The sequence below is a fragment of the Prolixibacter bellariivorans ATCC BAA-1284 genome (genome assembly GCF_000621705.1).
Classification (GTDB): Bacteria; Bacteroidota; Bacteroidia; order Bacteroidales; family Prolixibacteraceae; genus Prolixibacter; species Prolixibacter bellariivorans.
In genome coordinates this window covers 211,487-234,197 of the sequence record NZ_JHXO01000001.1, presented here as the reverse complement: position 1 = coordinate 234,197, position 22,711 = coordinate 211,487, and the positions used below count along the sequence as shown (strand labels likewise).

Annotated in this window: 21 protein-coding genes; 7 read left to right on the top strand and 14 right to left on the bottom strand. The window is 45.5% G+C overall.

Annotated elements, in window-relative coordinates; genetic code table 11:
* Window positions 1-23: 23 nt before the first annotated feature.
* The 5 genes from T426_RS0101060 to T426_RS0101035 form a co-directional block, all read right to left on the bottom strand.
* Window positions 24-1,016: a HipA domain-containing protein gene (locus tag T426_RS0101060; protein ID WP_027585158.1), complete on the bottom strand. Its 993-nt coding sequence runs from the start codon at window positions 1,014-1,016 to the stop codon at window positions 24-26.
* Window positions 1,013-1,342 carry a HipA N-terminal domain-containing protein gene (locus T426_RS0101055; protein WP_025862683.1) on the bottom strand — a complete coding sequence of 110 codons (330 nt, stop codon included), beginning with the start codon at window positions 1,340-1,342 and terminating at the stop codon, window positions 1,013-1,015. The genes T426_RS0101060 and T426_RS0101055 overlap by 4 nt, the downstream gene beginning before the upstream one ends.
* On the bottom strand, window positions 1,329-1,559 hold the full coding sequence (locus T426_RS0101050; RefSeq protein WP_025862682.1) for a helix-turn-helix transcriptional regulator: 231 nt from the start codon (window positions 1,557-1,559) through the stop codon (window positions 1,329-1,331). Before T426_RS0101050 ends, T426_RS0101055 begins: the two co-directional genes overlap by 14 nt.
* A 163-nt stretch (window positions 1,560-1,722) precedes the next feature.
* Window positions 1,723-3,192 carry a hypothetical protein gene (locus tag T426_RS0101045; RefSeq protein WP_025862681.1) on the bottom strand — a complete coding sequence of 490 codons (1,470 nt, stop codon included), beginning with the start codon at window positions 3,190-3,192 and terminating at the stop codon, window positions 1,723-1,725.
* Between the two features lie 160 nt (window positions 3,193-3,352).
* The gene (locus tag T426_RS0101035; RefSeq protein ID WP_025862680.1) at window positions 3,353-3,754 is read right to left on the bottom strand and encodes a hypothetical protein; all 402 of its coding nucleotides are present in this window, start codon (window positions 3,752-3,754) and stop codon (window positions 3,353-3,355) included.
* Window positions 3,755-3,931: 177 nt separating this feature from the next.
* Between T426_RS0101035 and T426_RS0101030 the strand changes: the two genes are divergently transcribed.
* Window positions 3,932-4,945 (top strand): glycoside hydrolase family 18 protein, encoded by a 1,014-nt coding sequence (locus T426_RS0101030; protein ID WP_025862679.1) that lies wholly within the window; start codon window positions 3,932-3,934, stop codon window positions 4,943-4,945.
* 265 nt (window positions 4,946-5,210) lie between these two features.
* Window positions 5,211-7,667 (top strand): FAD-dependent oxidoreductase, encoded by a 2,457-nt coding sequence (locus T426_RS0101025; RefSeq protein WP_025862678.1) that lies wholly within the window; start codon window positions 5,211-5,213, stop codon window positions 7,665-7,667.
* Between the two features lie 87 nt (window positions 7,668-7,754).
* Here T426_RS0101025 and T426_RS0101020 read toward each other — a convergent pair whose 3' ends face one another.
* The 3 genes from T426_RS0101020 to T426_RS0101010 form a co-directional block, all read right to left on the bottom strand.
* The gene (locus tag T426_RS0101020) at window positions 7,755-9,863 is read right to left on the bottom strand and encodes a M3 family metallopeptidase (RefSeq protein WP_027585157.1); all 2,109 of its coding nucleotides are present in this window, start codon (window positions 9,861-9,863) and stop codon (window positions 7,755-7,757) included.
* A 171-nt stretch (window positions 9,864-10,034) separates the two neighbouring features.
* Entirely contained in the window at window positions 10,035-10,655 is a 621-nt protein-coding gene (locus T426_RS22340; RefSeq protein ID WP_025862677.1) for a flavin reductase family protein, read from the bottom strand.
* 52 nt (window positions 10,656-10,707) lie between these two features.
* Window positions 10,708-11,424 carry a hypothetical protein gene (locus T426_RS0101010; protein WP_148303646.1) on the bottom strand — a complete coding sequence of 239 codons (717 nt, stop codon included), beginning with the start codon at window positions 11,422-11,424 and terminating at the stop codon, window positions 10,708-10,710.
* A gap of 163 nt (window positions 11,425-11,587) precedes the next feature.
* On the opposite strand from T426_RS0101010, the gene mgrA reads away from it, so the two are divergent.
* Window positions 11,588-12,577 (top strand): L-glyceraldehyde 3-phosphate reductase, encoded by a 990-nt coding sequence (gene mgrA, locus T426_RS0101005; RefSeq protein ID WP_025862675.1) that lies wholly within the window; start codon window positions 11,588-11,590, stop codon window positions 12,575-12,577.
* A 449-nt stretch (window positions 12,578-13,026) separates the two neighbouring features.
* Here the strand turns inward: mgrA and T426_RS26270 are convergent, their stop codons facing one another.
* Window positions 13,027-13,224, bottom strand: a complete 198-nt coding sequence (locus tag T426_RS26270) for an HTH domain-containing protein (RefSeq protein ID WP_051538405.1) — start codon at window positions 13,222-13,224, stop codon at window positions 13,027-13,029.
* Window positions 13,225-13,433: 209 nt separating this feature from the next.
* Between T426_RS26270 and T426_RS0100995 the strand changes: the two genes are divergently transcribed.
* Window positions 13,434-15,467, top strand: a complete 2,034-nt coding sequence (locus tag T426_RS0100995; protein WP_025862672.1) for a thioredoxin domain-containing protein — start codon at window positions 13,434-13,436, stop codon at window positions 15,465-15,467.
* A gap of 7 nt (window positions 15,468-15,474) precedes the next feature.
* Here T426_RS0100995 and T426_RS0100990 read toward each other — a convergent pair whose 3' ends face one another.
* Together T426_RS0100990 and T426_RS24815 are read right to left on the bottom strand one after the other, a co-directional pair.
* Window positions 15,475-15,870: a hypothetical protein gene (locus T426_RS0100990; RefSeq protein ID WP_025862671.1), complete on the bottom strand. Its 396-nt coding sequence runs from the start codon at window positions 15,868-15,870 to the stop codon at window positions 15,475-15,477.
* A gap of 235 nt (window positions 15,871-16,105) precedes the next feature.
* Entirely contained in the window at window positions 16,106-16,453 is a 348-nt protein-coding gene (locus tag T426_RS24815) for a hypothetical protein (protein ID WP_148303645.1), read from the bottom strand.
* Window positions 16,454-16,621: 168 nt separating this feature from the next.
* Here T426_RS24815 and asnS point away from each other — a divergent pair, with 168 nt between their 5' ends.
* The 3 genes from asnS to T426_RS0100970 all read left to right on the top strand — a co-directional run bounded on the left by asnS (window position 16,622) and on the right by T426_RS0100970 (window position 20,282).
* Window positions 16,622-18,061, top strand: coding sequence for an asparagine--tRNA ligase (asnS, locus tag T426_RS0100980; protein ID WP_025862669.1), 1,440 nt, complete (start codon window positions 16,622-16,624; stop codon window positions 18,059-18,061).
* 116 nt (window positions 18,062-18,177) lie between these two features.
* Entirely contained in the window at window positions 18,178-19,635 is a 1,458-nt protein-coding gene (rpoN, locus tag T426_RS0100975; RefSeq protein WP_027585156.1) for an RNA polymerase factor sigma-54, read from the top strand.
* A gap of 41 nt (window positions 19,636-19,676) precedes the next feature.
* The gene (locus T426_RS0100970) at window positions 19,677-20,282 is read left to right on the top strand and encodes a hypothetical protein (RefSeq protein WP_025862667.1); all 606 of its coding nucleotides are present in this window, start codon (window positions 19,677-19,679) and stop codon (window positions 20,280-20,282) included.
* On the opposite strand, the gene T426_RS0100965 is transcribed toward T426_RS0100970, so the two are convergent.
* The 3 genes from T426_RS0100965 to T426_RS0100955 form a co-directional block, all read right to left on the bottom strand.
* Window positions 20,250-20,690, bottom strand: coding sequence for an SPOR domain-containing protein (locus T426_RS0100965; protein WP_025862666.1), 441 nt, complete (start codon window positions 20,688-20,690; stop codon window positions 20,250-20,252). The genes T426_RS0100970 and T426_RS0100965 overlap by 33 nt on opposite strands.
* Before the next feature lie 80 nt (window positions 20,691-20,770).
* Window positions 20,771-21,472 (bottom strand): response regulator transcription factor, encoded by a 702-nt coding sequence (locus tag T426_RS0100960; protein ID WP_025862665.1) that lies wholly within the window; start codon window positions 21,470-21,472, stop codon window positions 20,771-20,773.
* 79 nt (window positions 21,473-21,551) lie between these two features.
* Window positions 21,552-22,604 carry a sensor histidine kinase gene (locus T426_RS0100955; RefSeq protein WP_027585155.1) on the bottom strand — a complete coding sequence of 351 codons (1,053 nt, stop codon included), beginning with the start codon at window positions 22,602-22,604 and terminating at the stop codon, window positions 21,552-21,554.
* Window positions 22,605-22,711 lie beyond the last annotated feature (107 nt).

The window sequence follows — 22,711 nt, the reverse complement described above, 5'->3', positions numbered from 1 at the left end:
AAAACACGATCGGACACAGCCCGTTAGACTTCAGTTGACTCCTTACCTGACACAAGTTCCAGCTGTCTCGCTTTCCGGTCGAGCATTTCGTGATAGGCATTCTTTAAATCTTCGGTAAGAAAACTCGTATCGACCCATTCGTGCCATTTGGGCAAGATTCGCGTGAAACGCTTAAAAATATTGGCAATGACCTTGGCATCAATATCGGCTCTCAGCATGGCCGTTTCAAAATCACTTCGCTTCAATTTCCGCTTTTTCCCATTCAGGTTGAGAGCTAACTCTTCAGTATCACCTTCTACTACCAACTCCGATGCCACCATATCGTAAGCAGGACAAAGGTTGTAGTTTCGCTGGTCATCCTTTAGCAAGGAAAAATTCTTCAGATGCATGTCGTTATTTCCCGTCAGAAAACTAAAAACGACCTGCTCATAAAAGTTGACCACATCCAATCCGGGATGAGCAACATATTTGAGTATTGCTTTGGCTATTTGCTCGTACGAACCTTTGTACTTGTGCTCGGTCAATCGCTCAGTTAACTGACACATGTCCTCCATATGCAGCTTTTTGCCCCGGTTCCGATCTTCCCGTTTCGTTATGTAAGCAAGCTGGCCCGATCGTAAGTAAATCAATCCATGGTTAACTGTACTGATTCGCGCTGCCTCGGCTAAATGCATGGTGAGGTCTTCAATTTCGGGTAAATGCGAAAAATGCTCTGTCTGGGGTTTCAGAATGTATTCTCCCCACAGTCCAATGATTGTAAACCGATCCGGCGCATCCTTCTCCTTCATCTTTTCAATCCCCAGCGACAACTTGGGTTGCACGCCGGTCACAATTTTTTGACTTCGCACAACCTGCTCAGCCAACCTAAGGATGTCATTTTCGGTATAGGGTAACTCCGGAGGAACTGCCTTTCCAAAAAGCTTCCGGCTGCAGGCTGTGTGATAACCAGCTTTTCCGGCTGGCTGTTTCAGCTCGTCGTAGGTGAGTTCTTTATAGCAATACAAACACCTGCTCATACGCGATCGGTTTCAACGGGGTGAATGGAAACAGCACCAATACAATCACGGCAGGTAGCGAGCAGAATCCCCATTCGGTCGCGGGGATTGAGCTTCCAGTTTCGTTCAGCGATATCCAGCAGCCAGCCTTCCGGAATCAATCCGTCGAAAAACGGAAACAACACCGGACTATGGTATGCGTCTTTGGTTAACGGCAAAGTCAGACTAACCGGTTCAGGGTCGTCCAGCTCAAGGTAGGCCCGGCTGTATTGAAAGCGATACCCATTTTCATCTTCAATGAGCAAGCCAGCCAAATTATCATGCATGTAAACGTTAGCTTCCTTCATGGATCAAATCATTTCTGTCGACAGGAACCGGGCCCAGTTCGTACCCAAAAAGTTTAAGTACCTGATTCACCTTGTTCATTTGCAAAGTTGATTTACCCTGTTCGAGCTCACGGACAAACCGCAGGCCGACACCGGCTTTAAACGAAAGTTCTTCCTGGGTTAACCCCAAAGCCTTTCGTTTCTCCTTAACAAATTGATGTACCTTCTTACTATCCATAATATACCTGTTCGGGTATAAAAATAACATTATTCTGGTTAATTATACCTGTTCGGGTATAAAATAGTGATTTTAATATAGAAACATACCCGTACGGGTATAATAAATACTCAAACCACCCCAGGTATACCCGTATGGGTATAAAACAACAGAAATGAAACAATCATTCCGTCTTCGCGTACTTGCACACATCGCAATCGCCGATATGAAACGGCTCCCCGTCTTTCAGCAGGGTATGTCCAAATTCCTTTAGGGTATCCGGGAAACTCTTCAGCCACATATCCCGGATGACGTAGATGTTTTTTTGCTCAAAAACTTCCTTCACCTGCTCCCGGCTTTTTACTGCCCAGGTGGTATCGTGAGGCGTTGCTTTAATCATTTCCGGATCGACACACGACGTAATGTACGAATTCCAATACTCCGCAATCACCCCGATTTTCCCCAGTTGTTTAAATTCACCCACGACCTTCACCTTGGGTGTTAAAGTACCGGGCCAAATGTATTTCAGGTTATAGATAGTGCCCGCCCCGCCAATGACGACCGTCAGGGCAATAAAGGCTTGCCACATTTTCAGCTGCTTTCCACGTAAGTGTCCATTATCGAAAACCAGCAACACCACAAACGACAGGGAGATATACGTGCAGGTAAAATACCGTCGTGGTACGTTGTTCAGAAACGTCCATCGCGAAAGCATAATCACGGCAAACACCACCACTGCATCAAGCAGGAAAAAGATGCCCCATTTCCGGATGGTGTCGTTCCATTCCATCTTCCGGATACGGGATACCGCAAAGCCCAGGATGAGTAAAACCAGCCACGAATAAACGCTGGTGAACGGTTCGTTGGCCCGGAAGAGGAACAAGTCGACCACGGTTTTCGTGAAAATGCCCAGGGCACGCCCGAAGGTATGCAGGCTGTCGATAGCGGCATAGTTGTGCCCGGCGCCGGCATTCGCTTTGGCGTACAGAATAAACCATCCGCCCGCCACGATAGTGGCAACGGCATAATATATTCCCGAATTCCGGAGTACCGGAGATTGCGGCCCGTTTTCCTTTACCAGGAAGAAAAGACGGATACCCAGCAACAAAACAACCGATACCACGGCCAAATCGGACACCCAAACGGCGCTTATCAATACCAGCACTGTTGCTAAAAGAATGAGGTGGTACACAACCGGCTTCCCGCGAACCGATGCTTTGTCCGACCGGCTAAGCAGGTAACACGCCATGGCAATGAGGCTGTACTGAATACCAAACGCAAACTGCGTTACATCGATGAGGCGCATGGGCGGAAAAAACCAGACGATGGCAAAGACAACCCGGTAGAACTTCGATTTCAGGAAAGAGGCGAAAGCCAGAAACCCGAGCAGGAGGATACCGTAATGGATAACCGACTCGGAGGTTAGAGCCGACCAGTGAAAGAGGCGATGCGGGATTTGTGCCAGCAACGGAATCAGGCTGCCCATCCGGTCCTGTCCCCAGGCATACCAGTCGTGTGGCAGATGAAAATAGTGCACCATCAATATACCCACAGCATTATCCGAATTAAGGGCCGGATAAAACAACGCCGAATACAATCGGAACGACAACAGGAAAATGATGCCGGTAATCAGGATGTAGCCTGTCTTTTTCATCAATCGCTTAAGTCAGTTGAATGGCAAAGGAATTTCCGCTGTTTTCTCATTCTTCGGCGCGCGAAAAAACCTCAACCGCCGAGGTAAGTTCAGCTTCCCGGTAAGGGAATATTCCAATAACGAAGTCCAAAGTAACGATTTTTCGGCAATGCCGCCTCCATCACTCACCGCCTTGACACAAAAGTCTCCCGTCATCCCCGTTTTGCCCGGCAGCAAGTCGATTCCGGTGCCCCGGAAGTTCATTCTGCTCTCCCCCGAGTAGTTCCCACAACGCAGCGGCATGTTCCAACGAGTCACTGAGTTTGTCCAACAACGCACGGAGTAGTTCCAACTGACCGCCGGGTTCCTCCAAGGCATGACGGAGTGGTTCCAACCAACGGCCGACATGTTCCAACGACTCGCGAAGTAGTTCCAACGACCGGGGAAGTGGTTCCAACGGCTGCATTAGTAGTTCCAACGCCCCGCTGACTTCGTCCAATGCATGACGGAGTAGTTCCAACACCTGTCGCAGTAGTTCCAACCAACCGCTGACATCTTCCAACGACGGACGGAGTTGTTCCAACCAGTAAGACCGGGTGTTTCAGCCAATCTGATCTGTCCGGTACAACCACCCGGCTCCGTCGTTAAACCCTGCCTTCTTTCTGACTCTTTCCACATTTGAAAAGTTTTGCCAGTCATGTCGCAGATGACTATCTTCGGCACCGTACCATGCTTTTCCAGACGAATACCTGACCGATCAATGAAAAATAACCTGCTCCGATTTCAACTGAAGTGGCTGGTGTGGATACTGCCGCTGATGTTTATCCTTGCTTCGTGCCAAAAGGACGACAGCCCTGTAACGCCGCCGGAACCCGCAACCATTGAAAGTCCCGTCATCATCGCCGGCTATTTGCCCGATTACAGCTTCAGCAGCTTCGATTTCGACGCACTGAATTTACTGTCGCGCGTCTATTTCTTCTCGGTAGCTCCTGATTCATCGGGCAACTTTGTCATTTCTCCGGAAATGACGGCGCACATTCGTGAGGTCAAATCGGCTATTGGCAACCAGAATATCGAGCTCTTCCTGGTATTGGGCGGTTGGTACGAATCAGAAACCATTTTCCCGATGGCGGCTTCCGCCGAAAAACGGGCACAATATGTCGCCGATATCACAGACTTCTGCGTAAGCGAAAAACTCGCCGGAGTGGACCTCGACTGGGAAGATTACCCGCAAACCATCCCGCAGCAGGGTTACGAAGCACTCTGCTCGGACTTGTCAGCATCCTTACATAAGCAAAAGCTGATGTTCTCGGTGGCGGCAACTACTTACAATGTCGATCGTTCCCTCGCAGTAGCCAACTACACCGATTACATTAACCTGATGATTTACGACTCGTTCGATAGCAACGACAATCAGGCCACCTACCAACAATTTGTCAGTGCACTCACTGCATTCAGCCAGGCTAGTATTCCCAAAGCCAAACTGATAGGAGGCGTTCCGTTTTACGGACGAAAACCCTGGGACAACACCAGCAGCGAGCCTTCAGCGCTCACCTACCGGCAAATCGTCGCGAAATATCAACCCGATGTGAGCATGAACAAGGCTGGCAATTACTCCTACAACGGCCCCGATTTGCTGACGCAGAAGACCCGCTACCTCATCGACAACGGGTACAGCGGTATCATGGCCTGGGAGCTGACTCAGGATGTGGCTCCGGGAGCCGCCACATCGCTCCTTCGTGCTATTCATACCGAAGCAACCACCGCCCGCTAAATGACTTCATTTTCCGCTTAGCGCGAATAATATCGACTTCTATGTTACCCCTGTTTTAAGAGGGCATGCAGAAGGTTAAGGATTCCTTATAATCTCATCATCTACATATCCAGACACCTCCATTTTTATATATTTGCAGCCCGAAAAGCAAACCAATAGAGTCAACCATCCAACCTGTCAGTAAATCAAAAGAACAATTTAAAAAGGTAAAAATATTGTCTGTTCACCAGTGCAGACAGTCGAACGAGTTGATATAAAAAAGAGCATGAAGTACATCATTGTAGGAGGAGTAGCCGGTGGCGCGACCACAGCAGCCCGGCTGAGGAGAGTAGATGAAGAGGCAGAAATCATTATGTGTGAAAAGGGTCCGCACATTTCGTATGCCAACTGCGGATTACCTTATTACATAGGCGGAGTCATCAAAGAGCGCGACAAACTTTTGGTGCAAACCCCCGAAAGCTTTGGTTCCCGTTTCAATATCGATGTGCGTATTCACACCGAAGTGAAAGACATCGATGCAACCAACAAAAAAGTAAAAATATACAATTCCCGGACCGGCGAAACGTACTACGAAACATACAATAAGCTAGTACTATCGCCCGGTGCGTCACCCATGCGGCCTCCCATTCCGGGCATCGACTCACCCAATATTTTCACCTTGCGGAATGTACAGGACACCGACCGCATCAAGGCTTTTGTTGACGACAACGAACCGCATTCGGCGATTGTTATTGGCGCCGGATTCATTGGGTTGGAAATGGCCGAAAACCTGCATCGCCGTGGCGTAAAAGTCACGGTAGTGGAAGCTGCTGAGCAGGTGATGAACATGATGGACCCCGAAATGGCCGCCCAGCTACATCAGCATTTCAAGGAGATGGAGGTAGCACTTTACCTCGACGATGCCGTAAAGGAATTTACACCCGACGGTCACCAGCTAAAAGTGAGCCTGGGCAGTGGCAAGAAGCTCAAGGCCGACTTCGTGATTCTTTCCATCGGGGTGAAGCCCGATACGCGTCTGGCCCAAAAGGCCGGCATCGAAACCGGTGAGCGCGGCGGAATTATTGTGAACGAATACCTCGAAACATCGGTCAAAGATATTTACGCGGTAGGTGACGGCATTGAGTTTCCGCATCCGGTTACCGGAAAGCCTTCGCTGGCATTCCTGGCTGGTCCGGCCAACAAGCAGGGCCGCATCCTGGCTGACAATATGGTTTACGGAAATTTGCGAAAATACCAGGGTTCCATCGGGACAGCCATCGCCAAAGTATTCGACAAAACCGCCGGTATTACCGGTTTGAGCGATAAAGCGCTCGAAGCAGCCGGTTTACCTTACCAATCCACTATCGTGAATGCCGGTTCGCACGCGGGTTATTATCCCGGTGCCATGCAGATGGTGCTGAAAGTTTCGTTCCATCCGGAAACCGGAAGATTATACGGCGGACAGGTAGTCGGTTACAAAGGCGTCGACAAACGCCTGGACATGCTGGCAGCCGTTATCAAAAAAGGTGGAGATATTTACGATTTACAGGAACTCGAGCATGCTTATGCACCGCCGTTCAGCTCGGCCAAAGACCCGGTAAACCAGGCCGGCTTCAATGCCGAGAACATCATCAAAGGTCTGTTCAAACCACTGTCGCCGTACAAATTTCACTCACGTGAAAAAGAAAATACATTCGTATTGGATGTGCGCACCCCGGAAGAATTTCAGCTGGATCACCTCGATGATGCAACCAATATTGAAGTAGACAGCATTCGCGACAATCTCGATCGCATTCCGAAGGACAAAAAGATATACATCTACTGCGGTGTTGGACTTCGCGGTTATGTAGCAGCACGTATTCTCCGCCAAAAAGGCTTCAATGAGGTGTACAACCTCTCCGGCGGCTTGAAAGTGTGCAAGGATGCCATCGCCGAGCAATCCAATCGCATTAGTTACCACGAAGAGCTTTACGTCCACGAAAGCGAACCGACCGAACATGCCAAAAACCATTTCAATGTAAAAACATTGGAAGTCGATGCCTGCGGGCTGCAGTGTCCCGGTCCCATTTTGAAGCTGAAGGAAGACATTGCAAAGATTCAGCCGGGCGAACGGATGCGCGTATTGGCCACCGACGCTGGTTTTTATAAAGATGTGGAGTCGTGGTGTAACGTAACCGGAAACCGCCTGGTAGCACGTTCGCGTGAAAACGGTGAAATCAGAGCCATCATCGAGAAAGCACAGCCGACTGAAGGAGTGAAGGTAATGAACCAGGGAGGCAATAAAACGCTCATCGTCTTTAGTGATGATCTCGACAAAGCACTGGCCTCGTTTGTCATTGCCAATGGCGCCGCCTCAATGGGCAAAAAGGTGACCATGTTCTTTACCTTCTGGGGACTGAACGTGATTAAGAAACAAGAAAAGCCCAGAGTGAAGAAAGAGTTTACCGTTAGTATGCTCAACAAACTAATGCCGACCAGCGCCAAAAAGCTGAAACTTTCGAACATGAACATGGGCGGTATCGGCTCAAAGATGATGCGTCAGCGCATGAAGGCCAAGAACGTGGATGCGCTGGAGCGGATGATTGACAAGGCGGCTGAAATGGGCATAAACATGATTGCCTGCCAGATGAGCATGGACATCATGGGTGTGACAAAAGAGGAACTGCTCGACCCTGTGAACATTGGCGGGGTAGCCAACTACCTCGAAGAAGCCGAGCAGTCGAACGTCAATCTGTTTGTGTAACTTTTATAAACCTGCACATAAGTTTATCATTCAAAGAAAAAGGGCATCCCGTTTTAGGATGCCCTCTTCATTTATGGTGCAGTATGATTAATCTTTCAGTCCGCTGCGTTCCAGCAACGCCTCGACAGTTGGCTCCTGTCCGCGGAAAGCTTTATACAGTTCCATCGGGTGTTTCGTTCCACCTTTTTCCAGAATATTCTTGCGGAACGATTCGGCCGTAGCTCTATCGAAAATACCGTTCTTCTTGAACATCGAGAAAGCATCGGCATCGAGTACTTCGGCCCATTTGTAACCGTAGTAACCGGCCGCGTAACCACCGGCAAAGATGTGCGAGAAGGCGGTGTTAAAACAGCTACCTTCCACGTGCGGGAACAGCTCCATTTTACTCATCACCCGCTGCTCAAAGGAAATCACATCGTCAGTAACTGGCTTGGTAATCGAATGCCAGGCCATGTCATCCATTCCAAAGCTCAACTGGCGTTCGCTCAGGTAACCCGACTGGAAATTGCGGGCTTCGATGAGTTTGTGAACCAGCTCGGCCGGAATCTTTTCACCGGTTTTATAATGCACAGCAAACAGGTCGAGCCACTCTTTCTCCGTTGCCCAGTTTTCCATAATCTGAGAAGGCAACTCCACGAAATCGCGATACACGCCTGTTCCCGACATGCTCGGGTAAACCGTATTGGCCAACATGCCATGCAGCGAATGACCAAACTCGTGCAGGAACGTTTCTACTTCGTCAAAGGTAAGCAACGAAGGTTTCGTTTCGGTGGGCTTGGTAAAATTGGTCACGACCGTAATAATCGGACGCTCCATCTTACCATTAATATTGCTCTGGGCACGGAAGTCATTCATCCAGGCGCCGCCGCGCTTTCCATCCCGTGGGAAGAAATCGAGGTACAACACCGACAGGAATGAACCATCCTCGTTGAACACATCATACGCGGTCACATCCGGATGGTAAACCTGGATATCCTTATTCTCTTTAAAGTTCAATCCGTACAGACGGTGCGCCAGTTCGAAAACGCCCTCACGCACTTTTTCCAACTGGAAGTATGGTTTCACTTCCTCTTCGTCGAAACCGAATTTCTCCGTTTTCAGCTTTTCCGAATAATAGGCCCAATCCCAACGTTGCAGGTCGCCTTTCAGCCCTTTCGCTTTCGCGAAATCGGTCACTTCCTTAAATTCCTTTTCTGCATAAGGTTTCGATGCTTCGTGCAACTCCTCCAGGAAGCTGTTCACCTTCTCGGGAGTTTCGGCCATTCTTTCTGAAAGCACATAATCGGCATGGCTTTTAAAGCCGAGCAAATTGGCTTTCTCCAAACGGAGATTCACAATCTTGTGAATCGTCTCTTCGTTATTGTATTCATTATCTTTGAAGGCGCGCGAAGTATAAGCCTTGTACATTTTCTCACGCAGTTCGCGATTATCGGCATACTTCATAAACGGCAGATAACTTGGATATTGCAAATTGAACATCCAGCCTTCCTTGCCTTTCGACTTCGCCAGCTGTTCAGCCGCTTCGCGAACCGCTTCCGGCAGACCGGAGAGGTCTTTTTCGTCGGTAATCAACAGCTCAAATGCGTTGGTTTCCTCCAGCACGTTTTCACCAAATTTCAGCGAAAGCTGGGCCAGCTCCGTAGTGATTTCAGCGTATCTTTTTTTAGCTTCTCCCTGAAGATTGGCTCCCCGGCGAACAAAACCTTTGTAGGAATTCTCCAACAACTTGGCTTGCTCTGCCGTCAAATCCAGCGATTCACGTTTATCGTAAACCGCCTTTACGCGCTTGAACAGATCTTCATTCAACGAAACGTAGTTACCAAATTCTGACAACTTCGGTGAAACTTCACGGGCCACCGCCTGCAACTCTTTGTTCGTTTCGGCTGAATTGAGATTGAAGAGCACGCCGGCTACCCGATCGAGTTTCTCGCCGGAAACCTCCAGTGCTTCAATGGTATTTTGAAAAGTTGCCGGGTCCGAATTATTGATTATCGCGTCAACATCCTTGCGGGCCTCTGTCAGAGCCACGTCGATAGCCGGAACAAAGTCTTCTGTTTTAATCGAATTAAATGGTGCCGTTTCGTGCGGCGTATTCCACTTCATCAATAGCGGATTGCTTTCCGTTCCTTCGGAAGCTCCCTGTGAAGAAGCTATGCTAAATAGAATCATCATCGACAATAGAATTGTTTTTTTCATGATTAACAATGGTTAGTTACTCTGGTTATTATTATTTTTCTTTTTAAGTCTTCATAACTTCCTTTTTATTACATAAACGGGCAAACATCCTGATTAAAAATCATTAACCGGTCGCAATTCCATAGTAACAGTAGTACCATGGAATAGTTTAGTTCGAAATCCTTAGGAAAATTAATTCTTCCCGCTAGCCGGTTTTTTCCCTTTCCGGGCCAAGCGCTTTTTTGTCTTCGGCTTCATTACACTGTAACCAAACCGCCCGATTTCTTTTCCCAGTGAATAGTAATGACCGTGTGAATAAGCAATCGGTTTAGAGCGAATCAGGCTAAAAGCATCCGTTTCCGGATCAATGAACCTGTCGTCGGCAATTACATTTACCACTTCCGCCATAAACATGTCGTGGCTTCCCAGCGGCTTGATTTCCGTCACCCGGCATTCGATACTCACCGGCGCTTCCTCAACAATGGGGCATTTTACCACCCATGCCTCGGCAGGAGTTAATCCTGTTTCTTTGAACTTGTCGTAATCGCGGCCCGAGCGTACACCACACCAGTCGGTCACGTTGGCCATTTCTTCCGTCGTCAGGTTAATAACAAACTCGCCGGTGCGTTTGATGATGTCGTAGGAATGTCTTCCGGGCCGAACCGAAATGTAACACATGGGCGGATCGGAGCAGATGGTTCCGGTCCAGGCAATCGTAATCAGGTTATATTCTTCCGGGGTATGTCCGCAGCTTACCAGGACAGCCGGCAACGGATATACCATGTTTCCGGGTTTCCAGTTTTGTTTTCCCATATCTTCGAAAATTTAGGCTAAAATACGAAAAAGAGGGCGATGTAGCCTGTTGTTACCAACCGGTAAACCCAAGACTCCAAACCAGAAAATGCTGACGAAGAGAAGGATTGTAATGCCAGGCCGCTTCGACAGGCATGTTCAGCTTTTTACCTACCGGAAAAACATATTCTCCTTTTGCTCCCAGATTCAGCCACGAAGCTTCTGATGCATAATAACCTTTAAAAGGTGTCATTCCCGCGAAGAGCTGAAAATCTATTTTGTTGATGGATTGCTCCCAGCGTCCTTCGATGTAGGTACTGTAAAAAGGTCGCCCCGTTTCATCATTGTCCCCAGTCAGAAAAGTCGCTCCGAAGAGGCTGAAATGCTCGATGGCAGATATTTCGGCGGACACTTCCATTGAATGCCGCTGCTGAGCGCCATTCCATTGTAGAAAACGGTTGGTTTCTCCTCTGACCGGATTATAATAGTCGTAAAGCGTTAACTCCACGAAAGGTGTTTTCCATGAAAGGATGAGATCGAACTCATTATAGTTACCATCGAAGGAGCGGGCCGCCCACGAAGTAAATGCCCAGTTTCCCTTGCCAATCGTCAACTCAGGCTCGAAACAATAATCCATGCTCACCGGAATTCCTCTCCAAATATGAGAAGAACGTAGCAAAAACGTTCCGGCAATGGAAAAATCATCCTCTGCTGTTGCATTTTCCGCACCGAATCCATTTCCTGGTAAGAAAAACAGGAAAAAAGACGAAACAATAAGCCACTTTTTCATACGGCGAAGAAAAGCAACCGGAAAAACATCAAACAGGATTTTTATCAATGCTGCTGAAAGTCATATCAGAGGAAAAGGAAACGCAATGTTGTACAAAATACAGATTGCATATTTCCTCTACTTCTTGCTACCTTTAACCAACTAATCGTAAAACAAAAATCAAATGAACTATTTACCGGCATCCGATCGCTACGATAACAAAATTCCGTATAACCGCTGCGGAAAAAGCGGGCTGAAACTTCCTGCTATATCACTGGGACTCTGGCATAACTTCGGTGGGGTGGACGTCATGGAAAATGGCCGTGCCATGCTGCGTTATGCATTCGATCATGGTGTAACACATTTCGATTTGGCCAACAATTATGGCCCGCCTCCCGGTTCAGCTGAAGAAAACTTCGGTGTCATCATGAGAAAGGATTTTATGCCTCACCGCGATGAACTGATCATTTCCACCAAAGCCGGCTACCTGATGTGGGATGGCCCTTACGGAGAATGGGGTTCACGTAAATATGTACTTTCGAGTTTAGACCAAAGTCTGAAGCGCATGGATTTGGACTATGTGGATATTTTCTATTCGCATCGTTTCGATCCGGAAACACCGCTGGAAGAGACAATGGGTGCACTCGACTACGCTGTTCGTTCAGGAAAAGCATTGTATGCCGGCATTTCCAATTACCCGAAAGAAGCCACCAAAGAAGCATCCCGTATTCTCAAAGAACTGGGAACGCCCTGCCTGATTCACCAGGCCAAGTATTCGATGTTCGAACGTTGGGTAGAAGACGGACTCACTGATACACTGGAAGAGGAAGGAATTGGTTTGATTGCCTTTTCACCGCTGGCGCAGGGACTTTTAACCGACCGTTATCTTCATGGTATTCCGGAAGATTCACGCGCAGCCAAATCGTGGGGCTTTTTGCAGAAAGATGCTGTTGAACCGGCATTGGAAAAAGTGAGAAAACTGAATCAACTGGCAGAAAAACGCGGACAGTCGTTGGCACAAATGGCTATCGTCTGGCTGCTGCGTGACCCAAGAACAACTTCCGTGCTGATTGGTTCCAGTTCAGTAAAACAACTGCAGAACAACCTCTCGGCATTGAAGAATCTGGAATTTAGTGAATCGGAACTGAATCAGATCGAGAAAATTCTGAAGTAAGTAAGGAATTCGATAGCTGACGGCCTGACTCCGGCTTTTGTCGTTCAACGTTACCGTTAGCTTTTTATAAAAAATAAGCGGGGAAGCAACCACTCTTCCCCGCTTTGGCTTCACAACTACCTAATAATACAATCATATTACCATGATAATATCTTAGATAGCTCACACATTTCTCTCAATTCTTTTTCCATTAAAAAGTGCTAAACCAAGGCAATAACGCCTGATCTTTAATAGGAATAAACCAATAAACTTTTCCGGAAAAGAATTAAGTAAACTGCCCCGGAATACAGGGCAGTTTACCACCTAAACTCAAAAGAAAAAATTTAATACTTACTATCACACAAACCGGTTTTCCGGCCAACGCAAATATATGTCAGTCCACTGCAATTCAGTTGCAGTAGGCTCTTTTTCATAATCTTTAACGAATTTTAACAAAATAAAAAAGCCCGTTACTCGGGCTCAAACTTGATCATCATTTTTCCGGGAAATTCATAATAATAGGTTTCCCGTGCACGACTATATAGTATTGGCGCACCTCGGTCCCTAAGAAAATGCAAATAATTATAAAGCGTGCGGGTAGATATCCCCAAACGCCTTGCAAATTCGTCGGGCGCTCCTGTACTCGCCTGGTGAATGGATTCTTCCATTCGCTCAAGCACATCAACCATTTTCATTAGCTCATCCAGTTACTCAGGTTACGGAATAACAATTTTACAAAATGGTAAATGATATTGCAAGTATGATGCCATACCAATCGTAATTCTTTTCGTTCTATCACCACAAAAAATAAACTTATTATTCCCGATTCCGTTTGATAAAAGCAGCGACACAAATGAAAAGTTAGTGGAGGAGTAAAATGAAAACCGATTCTCATCGACCTGAATTCAGTAACGAACTTATTAACGAAAGCAGTCCTTATCTGCTTCAGCATGCCCACAACCCGGTTAACTGGTATCCGTGGGGGAATAAGGCGCTGGAAAAAGCTAAATCGGAAAATAAGCTTCTCCTCATTAGCATTGGCTATTCTGCCTGTCACTGGTGTCATGTAATGGAGCACGAAAGCTTTGAAGACACGGAAGTCGCAGATTTAATGAACCGAAACTATGTGTGTATTAAGGTTGACCGGGAAGAACGACCGGACGTCGACAAAATATACATGACAGCTGTTCAATTGCTGACGCGACAGGGCGGATGGCCGTTGAACTGCATTGCCCTTCCCGATGGCCGGCCAATTTGGGGGGGAACCTATTTCCCAAAAGAACAATGGACACATTACCTGAATACCATTGCAGGTTTTTATCGCGATAACCGGCAAAAAACCGTTGAATACGCCGAACAGCTCAACCAGGGCATCATTCAAACATCACTGGCTTTAGAGCCGACCGATAAAGAACCCATTACAAAAAAAGAGCTGGATACAGTACTAAAGAACATTCTCGGCGATACGGACGATGAATACGGAGGAAGCAAAGGGGCCCCCAAGTTCCCAATGCCCATTAATCTCAGTTTCCAGTTACAGGCAGCCCACTTGTTGAAGGATGAGGAAGTACTCCGCGCGTTCGAAAATACGCTGCAAAAAATGGCCTTTGGCGGAATTTACGACCAGGTTGGAGGAGGCTTTGCCCGTTATTCGGTAGATGAAATCTGGAAAGTACCTCATTTCGAAAAAATGCTGTATGATAATGCGCAACTGATAGGTGTATACGCTGAGGCTTTTCAGAAAACAGGAAAGGCATTATATCGACAAGTGGTCTATCAATCCATCGAATTTATCAAGCGTGAAATGACCTCACCGGAAGGAGCATTTTATTCCGCACTCGATGCCGATAGCGAAGGAGAAGAAGGTCGATTTTACATTTGGGGAAAAGCCGAATTGAAACAGATTTTGGGTGAAGATTTCCCGCTATTTTCCGACTATTACAACGTCAATGACCTTGGACATTGGGAAGAAGGAAGTTATATCCTTTACCGAACGCAAAGTGATGAGCTGTTTGCCAAAGAAAAAAATATTGAATTAACTGTTTTACAGAATAAAACAGAAAGCTGGCAATCGCAGTTAATGGCAGCCAGGAACGAACGCGAACGTCCGGGGTTAGATGACAAAACACTGACTTCGTGGAACGCACTTATGATATCCGGTCTGGTAAAAGCCTACCGGGCTTTCGGCGAAAACGAATTTCTAAACCTTGCCATTCAAAACGGCAATTTTTTGTTCGCCAATCAGCTTTCGCCGGAAGGAAATCTGCTTCGGAATTATAAAAACGGCAAAAGTAATATTGATGGCTTTCTTGATGATTATGCTATGCTGACCGAAGCCAGTATTGGGCTGTTCGAGATAACCGGCGATTCTATGTGGCTGACGCGGGCAGAACAACTGACACAAACCTGTTTTCATCGGTTCTACAACGAACAGGACAATCTTTTTTATTATTCTCCCGGAGGAGCAGAGGCTTTTATTACCAATTCGTACGAAACGTACGACAACGTCATTCCTGCAGCCAATTCAGTCATGGCAAATGCACTTTTTCGTCTCGGGCACTTACTTGAAAACAGGGAATGGATTGAATTAGCTTCACGTATGGCACTTCAACACAAAAAGCTGTTTATGAAACTTCCGGGGGCTTTTGCCAACTGGGGAAAATTGTTGCTCAATCTGGCAAATCCATACTTCGAAATAGCTATTTCAGGACCTGATGCCCTGACCGTTTCGAATAAAATCAATCAGTACTATTTACCCAATACGGTGATATGTCCGGGTAATAAACCCAGCGAAATACCGCTTCTGAAAGAGCGGTTTGCCGAAGATAAAACGAGAATATACGTGTGTGTAAACCGGGCATGTCAACTTCCAGTGGAAGATGTAGCAGATGCGTTGGCTATGCTAAAATAGTTTAACTCTACTTTTGATATCGGATAAAAATTAACCGGATAATCATTGACAACGAAAGCGTTGCAAAGACTTTCAAAGCACGGAGCAAAACAAACTCCACGTTATAAGGAGTGAACTCAATATTTAAACGAATAATAAGCAAAGAAGCACCAAAAAGAACGACCAACCGAAACAAAAACTGCCCAAACTGGTGCTTAATATATTTTCGTGCAGGATAATCACTTAAAACGAATGTGAATAGTAAAATACCAAATACTTCCACGGTTTGGACACAAGCATACCCAGGATTATAAGGTGTAGCTTCCCAATTCACAAAAACTACTGCCATGGATAGTGTGAACAAGTAGGCCAGTAATAGCAACAGATGATCTTGTTTCACTGAAGAGGCAACTCTTCTAGCCATTCTAAAAAAGATTAATTAGTCAAACAAATGTAGACAGATTCATTCCCTGCGACATTACAGTTAGCTATGCAAGTCATACTTTCCGGCGGCAATCATTAATTTGCAAACAGAGCAATTGAAGATTTGACCTCTTTTTTTATTTACCCAGATGTTATCTGTCTTTCTATCCCGAATTTATCCTGAAAAAATGATTATTCCAAACGGAAGGAGAAACAAACTATAAAAGATCAACGCATTACTCCGCAGCACTATCTTCAAAAACCTTGGAGAAATAACGAATCGCGCAATCCTGAAGCGTTTTTTGTTTTCGCTCTTCGGTCCAGTTCGTCAAAAGAGATTTTTCGCGAAACATCGGCCAGCCATCCCGATCGGTCCCCATCTCTTCTACCATCCCGATTTCTTTATACAGCACACAACTACCCAAATTTATCAGACTCCATTTCTCAAATTTGGAGAATTTACGTAGAGTCAATCCGCGCTCCCTCACTCCAACCAGGTATAACACGCCATTCAGGTCAACGTCCATAGCGAACATATCGCTCAGCCGGTCACACAACTCTTTCCAATTTTGCGGTTTACTCATTTTCTTATTCTTTTTTACAAAGGTAAAAAAAGACATCAAAGTCGGCTATACCGTTTTTCTGTCACTCTGTTCCTTGACAATTAAAAAGATTTAAAGTTGTGGTCACCCTGTAAAAAACAAAAATCTTACTTTTGTACTTCTGTTCAATCAGCTATAAAATATTTTACAATGAAGAAGAATCAAATTATTGACATTCTGGAATCGGGCCAGGTCGGTGCCGAAATTACAGTGAAAGGTTGGGTTAGAACCCGTCGCGGCAGCAAAAATGTAAGTTTCATCGCTTTAAATGACGGCTCAACCATCAATAATTTGCAGGTGGTAGCTGATGCTGAAAATTTTGGAGAAGAGATTCTGAAGCACATCAATACGGGTGCGGCTATTGCGGCGACCGGAAAACTGGTCGAGTCCACCGGAAGTGGTCAGTCGGTAGAATTACAGGCCGGGAAAATCGAAATCATCGGTAAAGCCGATCCGGATAAGTACCCAATTCAGCCCAAACGCCATTCGCTTGAATTTTTGCGCGAGGTTGCGCATTTGCGCCCTCGTACGGCGACCTACAGCGCTATTTTCCGCATTCGGCACAAGTTGATTTTCGCCATTCACAATTTCTTTAACGAGCGGGGATTTTACAACATACATACGCCCATTGTCACCAGTTCGGATGCTGAAGGTGCCGGCGAAATGTTCCGGGTAACCACTTTACCCATGAACGATCTTCCCAAAACGGAAGAAGGTCAGATTGATTACAGCGAGGATTTCTTCGGAAAATCGACCAACCTGACCGTTTCGGGTCAGCTGGAAGGCGAGTTGTTCGCGATGGCCATGTCACGTATTTACACATTTGGCCCTACATTCCGTGCTGAAAACTCCAACACTTCGCGTCACCTCGCCGAGTTCTGGATGATTGAGCCGGAAGTTGCATTCTTCGATTTGAACGACAACATGGATTTGGCGGAAGAATTCCTGCAATATCTTATTCGCTATGCGTTGGATAACTGCATGGACGACTTGCAATTCCTCAGCAAGCGCCTTCAGGAAGAAGAGAAGAATAAGCCGGCCGACCAACGTTCGATGGAGCTCATCGAAAAGCTCAGGTTTGTAGCCGACAACGAATTTGTTCGCCTGACTTATACCGAAGCTATCGATATTCTGAAGAATTCGAAACAAAATAAAAAAGGCAAATTTCAATATCCGATCAAAGGATTCGGAACCGACCTGCAAAGCGAGCACGAACGTTACCTGGTAGAGAAAAAATTCCAGAAACCGTTGATCCTGACCGACTATCCGAAAGAAATCAAAGCATTCTACATGCGAATGAATGACGATAATAAAACGGTCGCAGCCATGGACGTTCTCTTCCCGCAAATCGGCGAAATCATTGGTGGTTCGCAGCGTGAGGAGCGTTTAGATGTGTTGGAAAGTCGTATGGAAGAAATGAATATTCCCGCCGATGAAATGCAGTGGTATCTCGATACCCGTCGCTTTGGCGGATGTCAGCATGCAGGATTTGGACTGGGGTTCGAAAGATTGGTGCTGTTCGTCACCGGAATGGGCAACATTCGAGACGTTATTCCATTTCCGCGCACGCCAAAAAACTGTGAATTTTAATTAAGTTAAAAACTTAAAATACATGAACCCCGTTAATTATTGTATTAGCGGGGTTTTATTTTCACTGATTATTGTTCTTTATTTTATAAATTTCGGACAGAATAATACAGCCAGAGATGCAAAAACTAAGTCTTCAACAAAAGCTACTGCAGAAACTTTCACCACAGCAGATACAGGTTATCAAGCTGTTGGAAATTCCTACGATGCAGTTGGAGCAGCGCATCAAGAAAGAGCTGGAAGAGAATCCGGTACTCGATCTCGACAATGAAGGTTCAGATTCTCAGGAAGAAGAGTATGATACTGACCTGAAATCCAACGATGACAAGGACAATGAAGAATTCTCAGTAGACGATTACCTGAATGACGAAGATTACCCTTCGTACAAATACTCCTCACAGAATTATTCAAAAGACGATAAGTATACAGAAATACCATTTTCGGCCGGATCATCATTCCACGAATTTGTCGAACAACAATTGACCGAAGTATCGCTTTCGGAAGACGAATTAGTATTAGCTGAGCAAATCATCGGGAACATCGATGAAGATGGCTATTTGCGCCGCGATTTGGAATCGATAATGGACGATTTGGCATTCATGCAAAATGTCACCACCGATGAGTTTGAACTGCTTCGCATTCTCCGGGTTATCCAGGAATTTGATCCGCCTGGCGTTGGTGCACGCAACCTTCGGGAATGCCTTCGTTTACAGATGGAACGGAAAGATTTGTCGAAACCGGAAATACAACTGGCTTCTCGTATTCTTCGCGACACCTTCGATGAGTTCACGCGAAAGCATTATGACAAAATAACTCGGAAGTTTGGTATTTCCGAAGACGATTTGAAAAAAGCAATTGATGAAATATTAAAGCTAAATCCCAAGCCGGGAAGTTCCTTCAGTAACACCATCAACCGCACCAACCAAACCATTATTCCGGATTTTATTTTGGAACTGATGGATGGTGACCTTCAGCTTTCGCTGAATCAGCGTAACGTACCCGATCTTCACATTAACGGGCATTATGCCAACATGCTCAAAGCATACCAGGAAAACCGGAAAAATCTGAGTCGGCAGGATAAGGATACCGTAATGTTTATGAAGCAAAAGCTCGACTCGGCCAAGTGGTTTATCGATGCTATTCGTCAACGACAACAGACGCTTCTTCTGGTGATGAATGAAATCATCGATTACCAGAAAGAATACTTCTTAGAAGGTGATGAAACCCGGATGCGGCCGATGATCCTGAAAGATATCGCCGACCGGACCGGACTTGATATTTCCACGGTTTCGCGCGTTTCGAACAGTAAATACATTCAAACACATTTCGGGATTTTTCCACTCAAATATTTCTTTTCCGAATCGATGCAAAAAGACACCGGCGAGGAAGTTTCTACCAGAGAAATCAAACAGATACTCAAGGAATGCATTGAAGCCGAAGACAAACGAAAACCATTAACCGACCAGGCTTTGGCCGAAATACTCAAACAGAAATCATACCCGATTGCACGTCGTACTGTCGCCAAGTATCGTGAGCAGATGGATATTCCGGTAGCCCGGATGCGAAAGGAGTTATAAAGACAAAGGCAAACGACAATAATTATTTGAATGACACCCAAATGGAAAAATTCTTAGCCCGCAGTATATCGATTATTTTTCATCCGCTATTACTCCCCACACTTGGTTTACTTCTTCTGTTTCAGACCGATTTGTACATTACCTTTTTATCCGGAACGTTGAAACAAGTGATTATCATTAGCACGTTTATCAGCACAGGAGCAATTCCTGCCTTATTTTTTCTTACCGGAAAAACACTTAGAAATGGAGTTGAATCCTGGGAAAAAATGCCGGTGCAAACGTTAACCTATCTGATTTCCGGTGTGAGTTACTTTGCCGGCTACTATTTGATATCAAAATTACCGGTTGCCGGTTTTTTCAATGCTATTTTCCTTGCAGGTACACTTGTTCTCGTCGCACTTGCACTAATTTCACTCCGTTGGAACATTAGCTCACATATGACCGCTTTAGGAGCCTTGTTTGGCATTGTACTGGCCATTATGCTGCGTCTGGGGCAACACGATATGATGCTGATCGGATTGATTTTGTTGGCAGGAGGGTTTACCGGTTATGCCCGGCTGGTTATGGGAAAAAATAACCCGGCACAAGTTTATGCCGGGTATATCTTAGGATTTTCAATTTTGTTCCTCATCTTCAATTTTGTCTGAGCGGTTCATCACCCAGGCATCTTTAAACTCCGGGTATTCATTTCGAAGTTTTAACGCAGCAGCCATGGCATCAGAATAATCGTTAAACGATTTAACCGCTAAACGATAATAGCCATCCATATTCCGCATAATTACGCGCGGTTTAAATCCCTTCTTGCTCCATTCTTTACTTTTTTCTCGGGCATATTCAGGAATCGTATAGCTATTTACAATGACAAAAAACTTGTCATTAAGATTAACTCCTTCGTCCTTAACAACCGGTTTAGACTTGGCTACGGGTTTTGGTTTCGGCTTAGGAGTCTCAATTTTTGGAGGTGCCGGTGGAGGTGGCGCCGGCTTTTCCTTATTTTTACAGGAATAGGAAAATGCGACGACAATAACCATTACGGCAATCACAAATCTCTTCATAAGCGTGAATTTACGTGATTATAACAAATGTAATAATTATCCGGTTGAATTCCATTATGAAAACTATCCGGACAACGGGGTTAATTCACAAACTTATAACCAATACCTTTCAAAGTTTTGATATGATCGTTACCTATTTTCTCGCGTAATTTCCTGATGTGCACATCAATGGTTCGATCGCCCACGATCACATTTTCGCCCCAAACCGCATTGTAAATCTCCTCCCGGGTAAATACTTTTTCCGGCTTTGAAACGAGTAACGACAGCAATTCAAATTCCTTTCGGGGAAGAATCATCTCCCTATCATCGATTTTCAGCAGATAGCGCTCCTTATCAATCGTCAGATTACCAATGACAATAACCTGTTCCGGAGCAGCCATATCAGCAGCGACAACACCCGAGCGCTTCAGCAAAGCTTTTACACGACTGATAAGCACCTTTGGCCTGATGGGCTTGGTAATATAATCATCGGCGCCAGCCTCAAAACCGGCAATCTGCGAATAATCTTCACCACGTGCAGTGAGGAAGGCAATCACTGTATCCTTACATGACGGAATCTTGCGTATTTCTTCACAGGCCACAATACCATCCATTTCAGGCATCATAACATCAAGAATAATCAGATCCGGTTTTTTCTTTTCAGCCATTTTAATGGCCTCCACTCCGTTTCGCGCCGAATAAACTTTAAACCCTTCACGTTCGAGGTTGTAACTGATAAATTCAAGAATGTCCTCTTCGTCGTCTACCAGGAGAATTTTGTAGTTGTTTTCTTTTTCTGCCATAATGATTATGATTATGCCGGGTCAGTTTTACCCTCCCAAATTACAAAATGTTAATTTGGTTTGAAGCATTCCGGAAAAATTATTTGCCCGGAGTACCCTTTTCTAACGTAAAGGTAAAGGTTGTTCCTTTATCGAGGACACTTCGTACCTGGATGGTTTGATCGTGTGCCTCAATAATATGTTTAACAATTGCCAATCCCAAACCGGTGCCACCTTGCTGTCGCGAACGGCTTTTGTCAACACGATAAAAACGCTCAAAAATGCGGGGTAAATCCTGCTTGGAAATACCAAGTCCATTATCGCTCACTTCCACCAGTACGTGGTCATCCATATCGAAGAAGCCTACTTTTACATAGCCACCTTTTTTCCCATACTTCAAACCATTCATCACCAAATTGCTAACGACTTCGAAAATGCGTTTTTTATCGGCCAATACCCAAAGTGGTTTGGTATTGGTTTGCTGGAAAAGAAGCGAAATACGACGCTCCTGAGCTTCCATCAGTTCGAGCTCAAAAACATCTTCCGTCAGTTTCACAATGTCGAAAGTCTCCCAATTCAACTTCAATTCACCTGACTCCAGCTTCGTAATCGATTCCAAATCCTCCACGATACTAATCATCCGGTCGATACTTCTCTCTGTGCGTTCCAGGTACAGGCGGTTGATCTTCGGATCATCCATTCCTCCATCAAGCAACGTGAGAACATATCCCTGAATATTAAAAATTGGGGTTTTCAGCTCGTGCGAAACATTTCCCAGAAAATCTTTCCGGTATTTTTCCAAATCACGAAGGCGTTCAATTTCCGATAACTTTTCGCTGGCCCATGCTTTCACTTCTATGTTCACCTGCGAAATAATATCGCTGCTTCCTTCCTGTCGTTTCAATTGTTTTTTCCCTTCCACCGGAACTTCCCGAATGGTTTTGTAAATTGGGGTAATTTTATCGTATATCAGATGATTCAAAATATAGTGAATCAGCAAATAGGCAACGCCGAAGAAAGCCGGAACAAAGAGAAAACTCCAGTACCAGTAAGTTACATGCATGAAAAATGAGCCTGCCAACAAAAGGGTGAACACAAGCGTGAGGGATACCGACAGTAGTACCGACATCCTTCTTGGAGAAGAAGTATTCATTAATTGTTCGTTTTTCAATTCTATTACACTCTAAATATCAGCAAATATAGGAATTGTTCATCCAGTAAACCTAAACTAAACAATAAATAAGAAAATCGAGATAATGA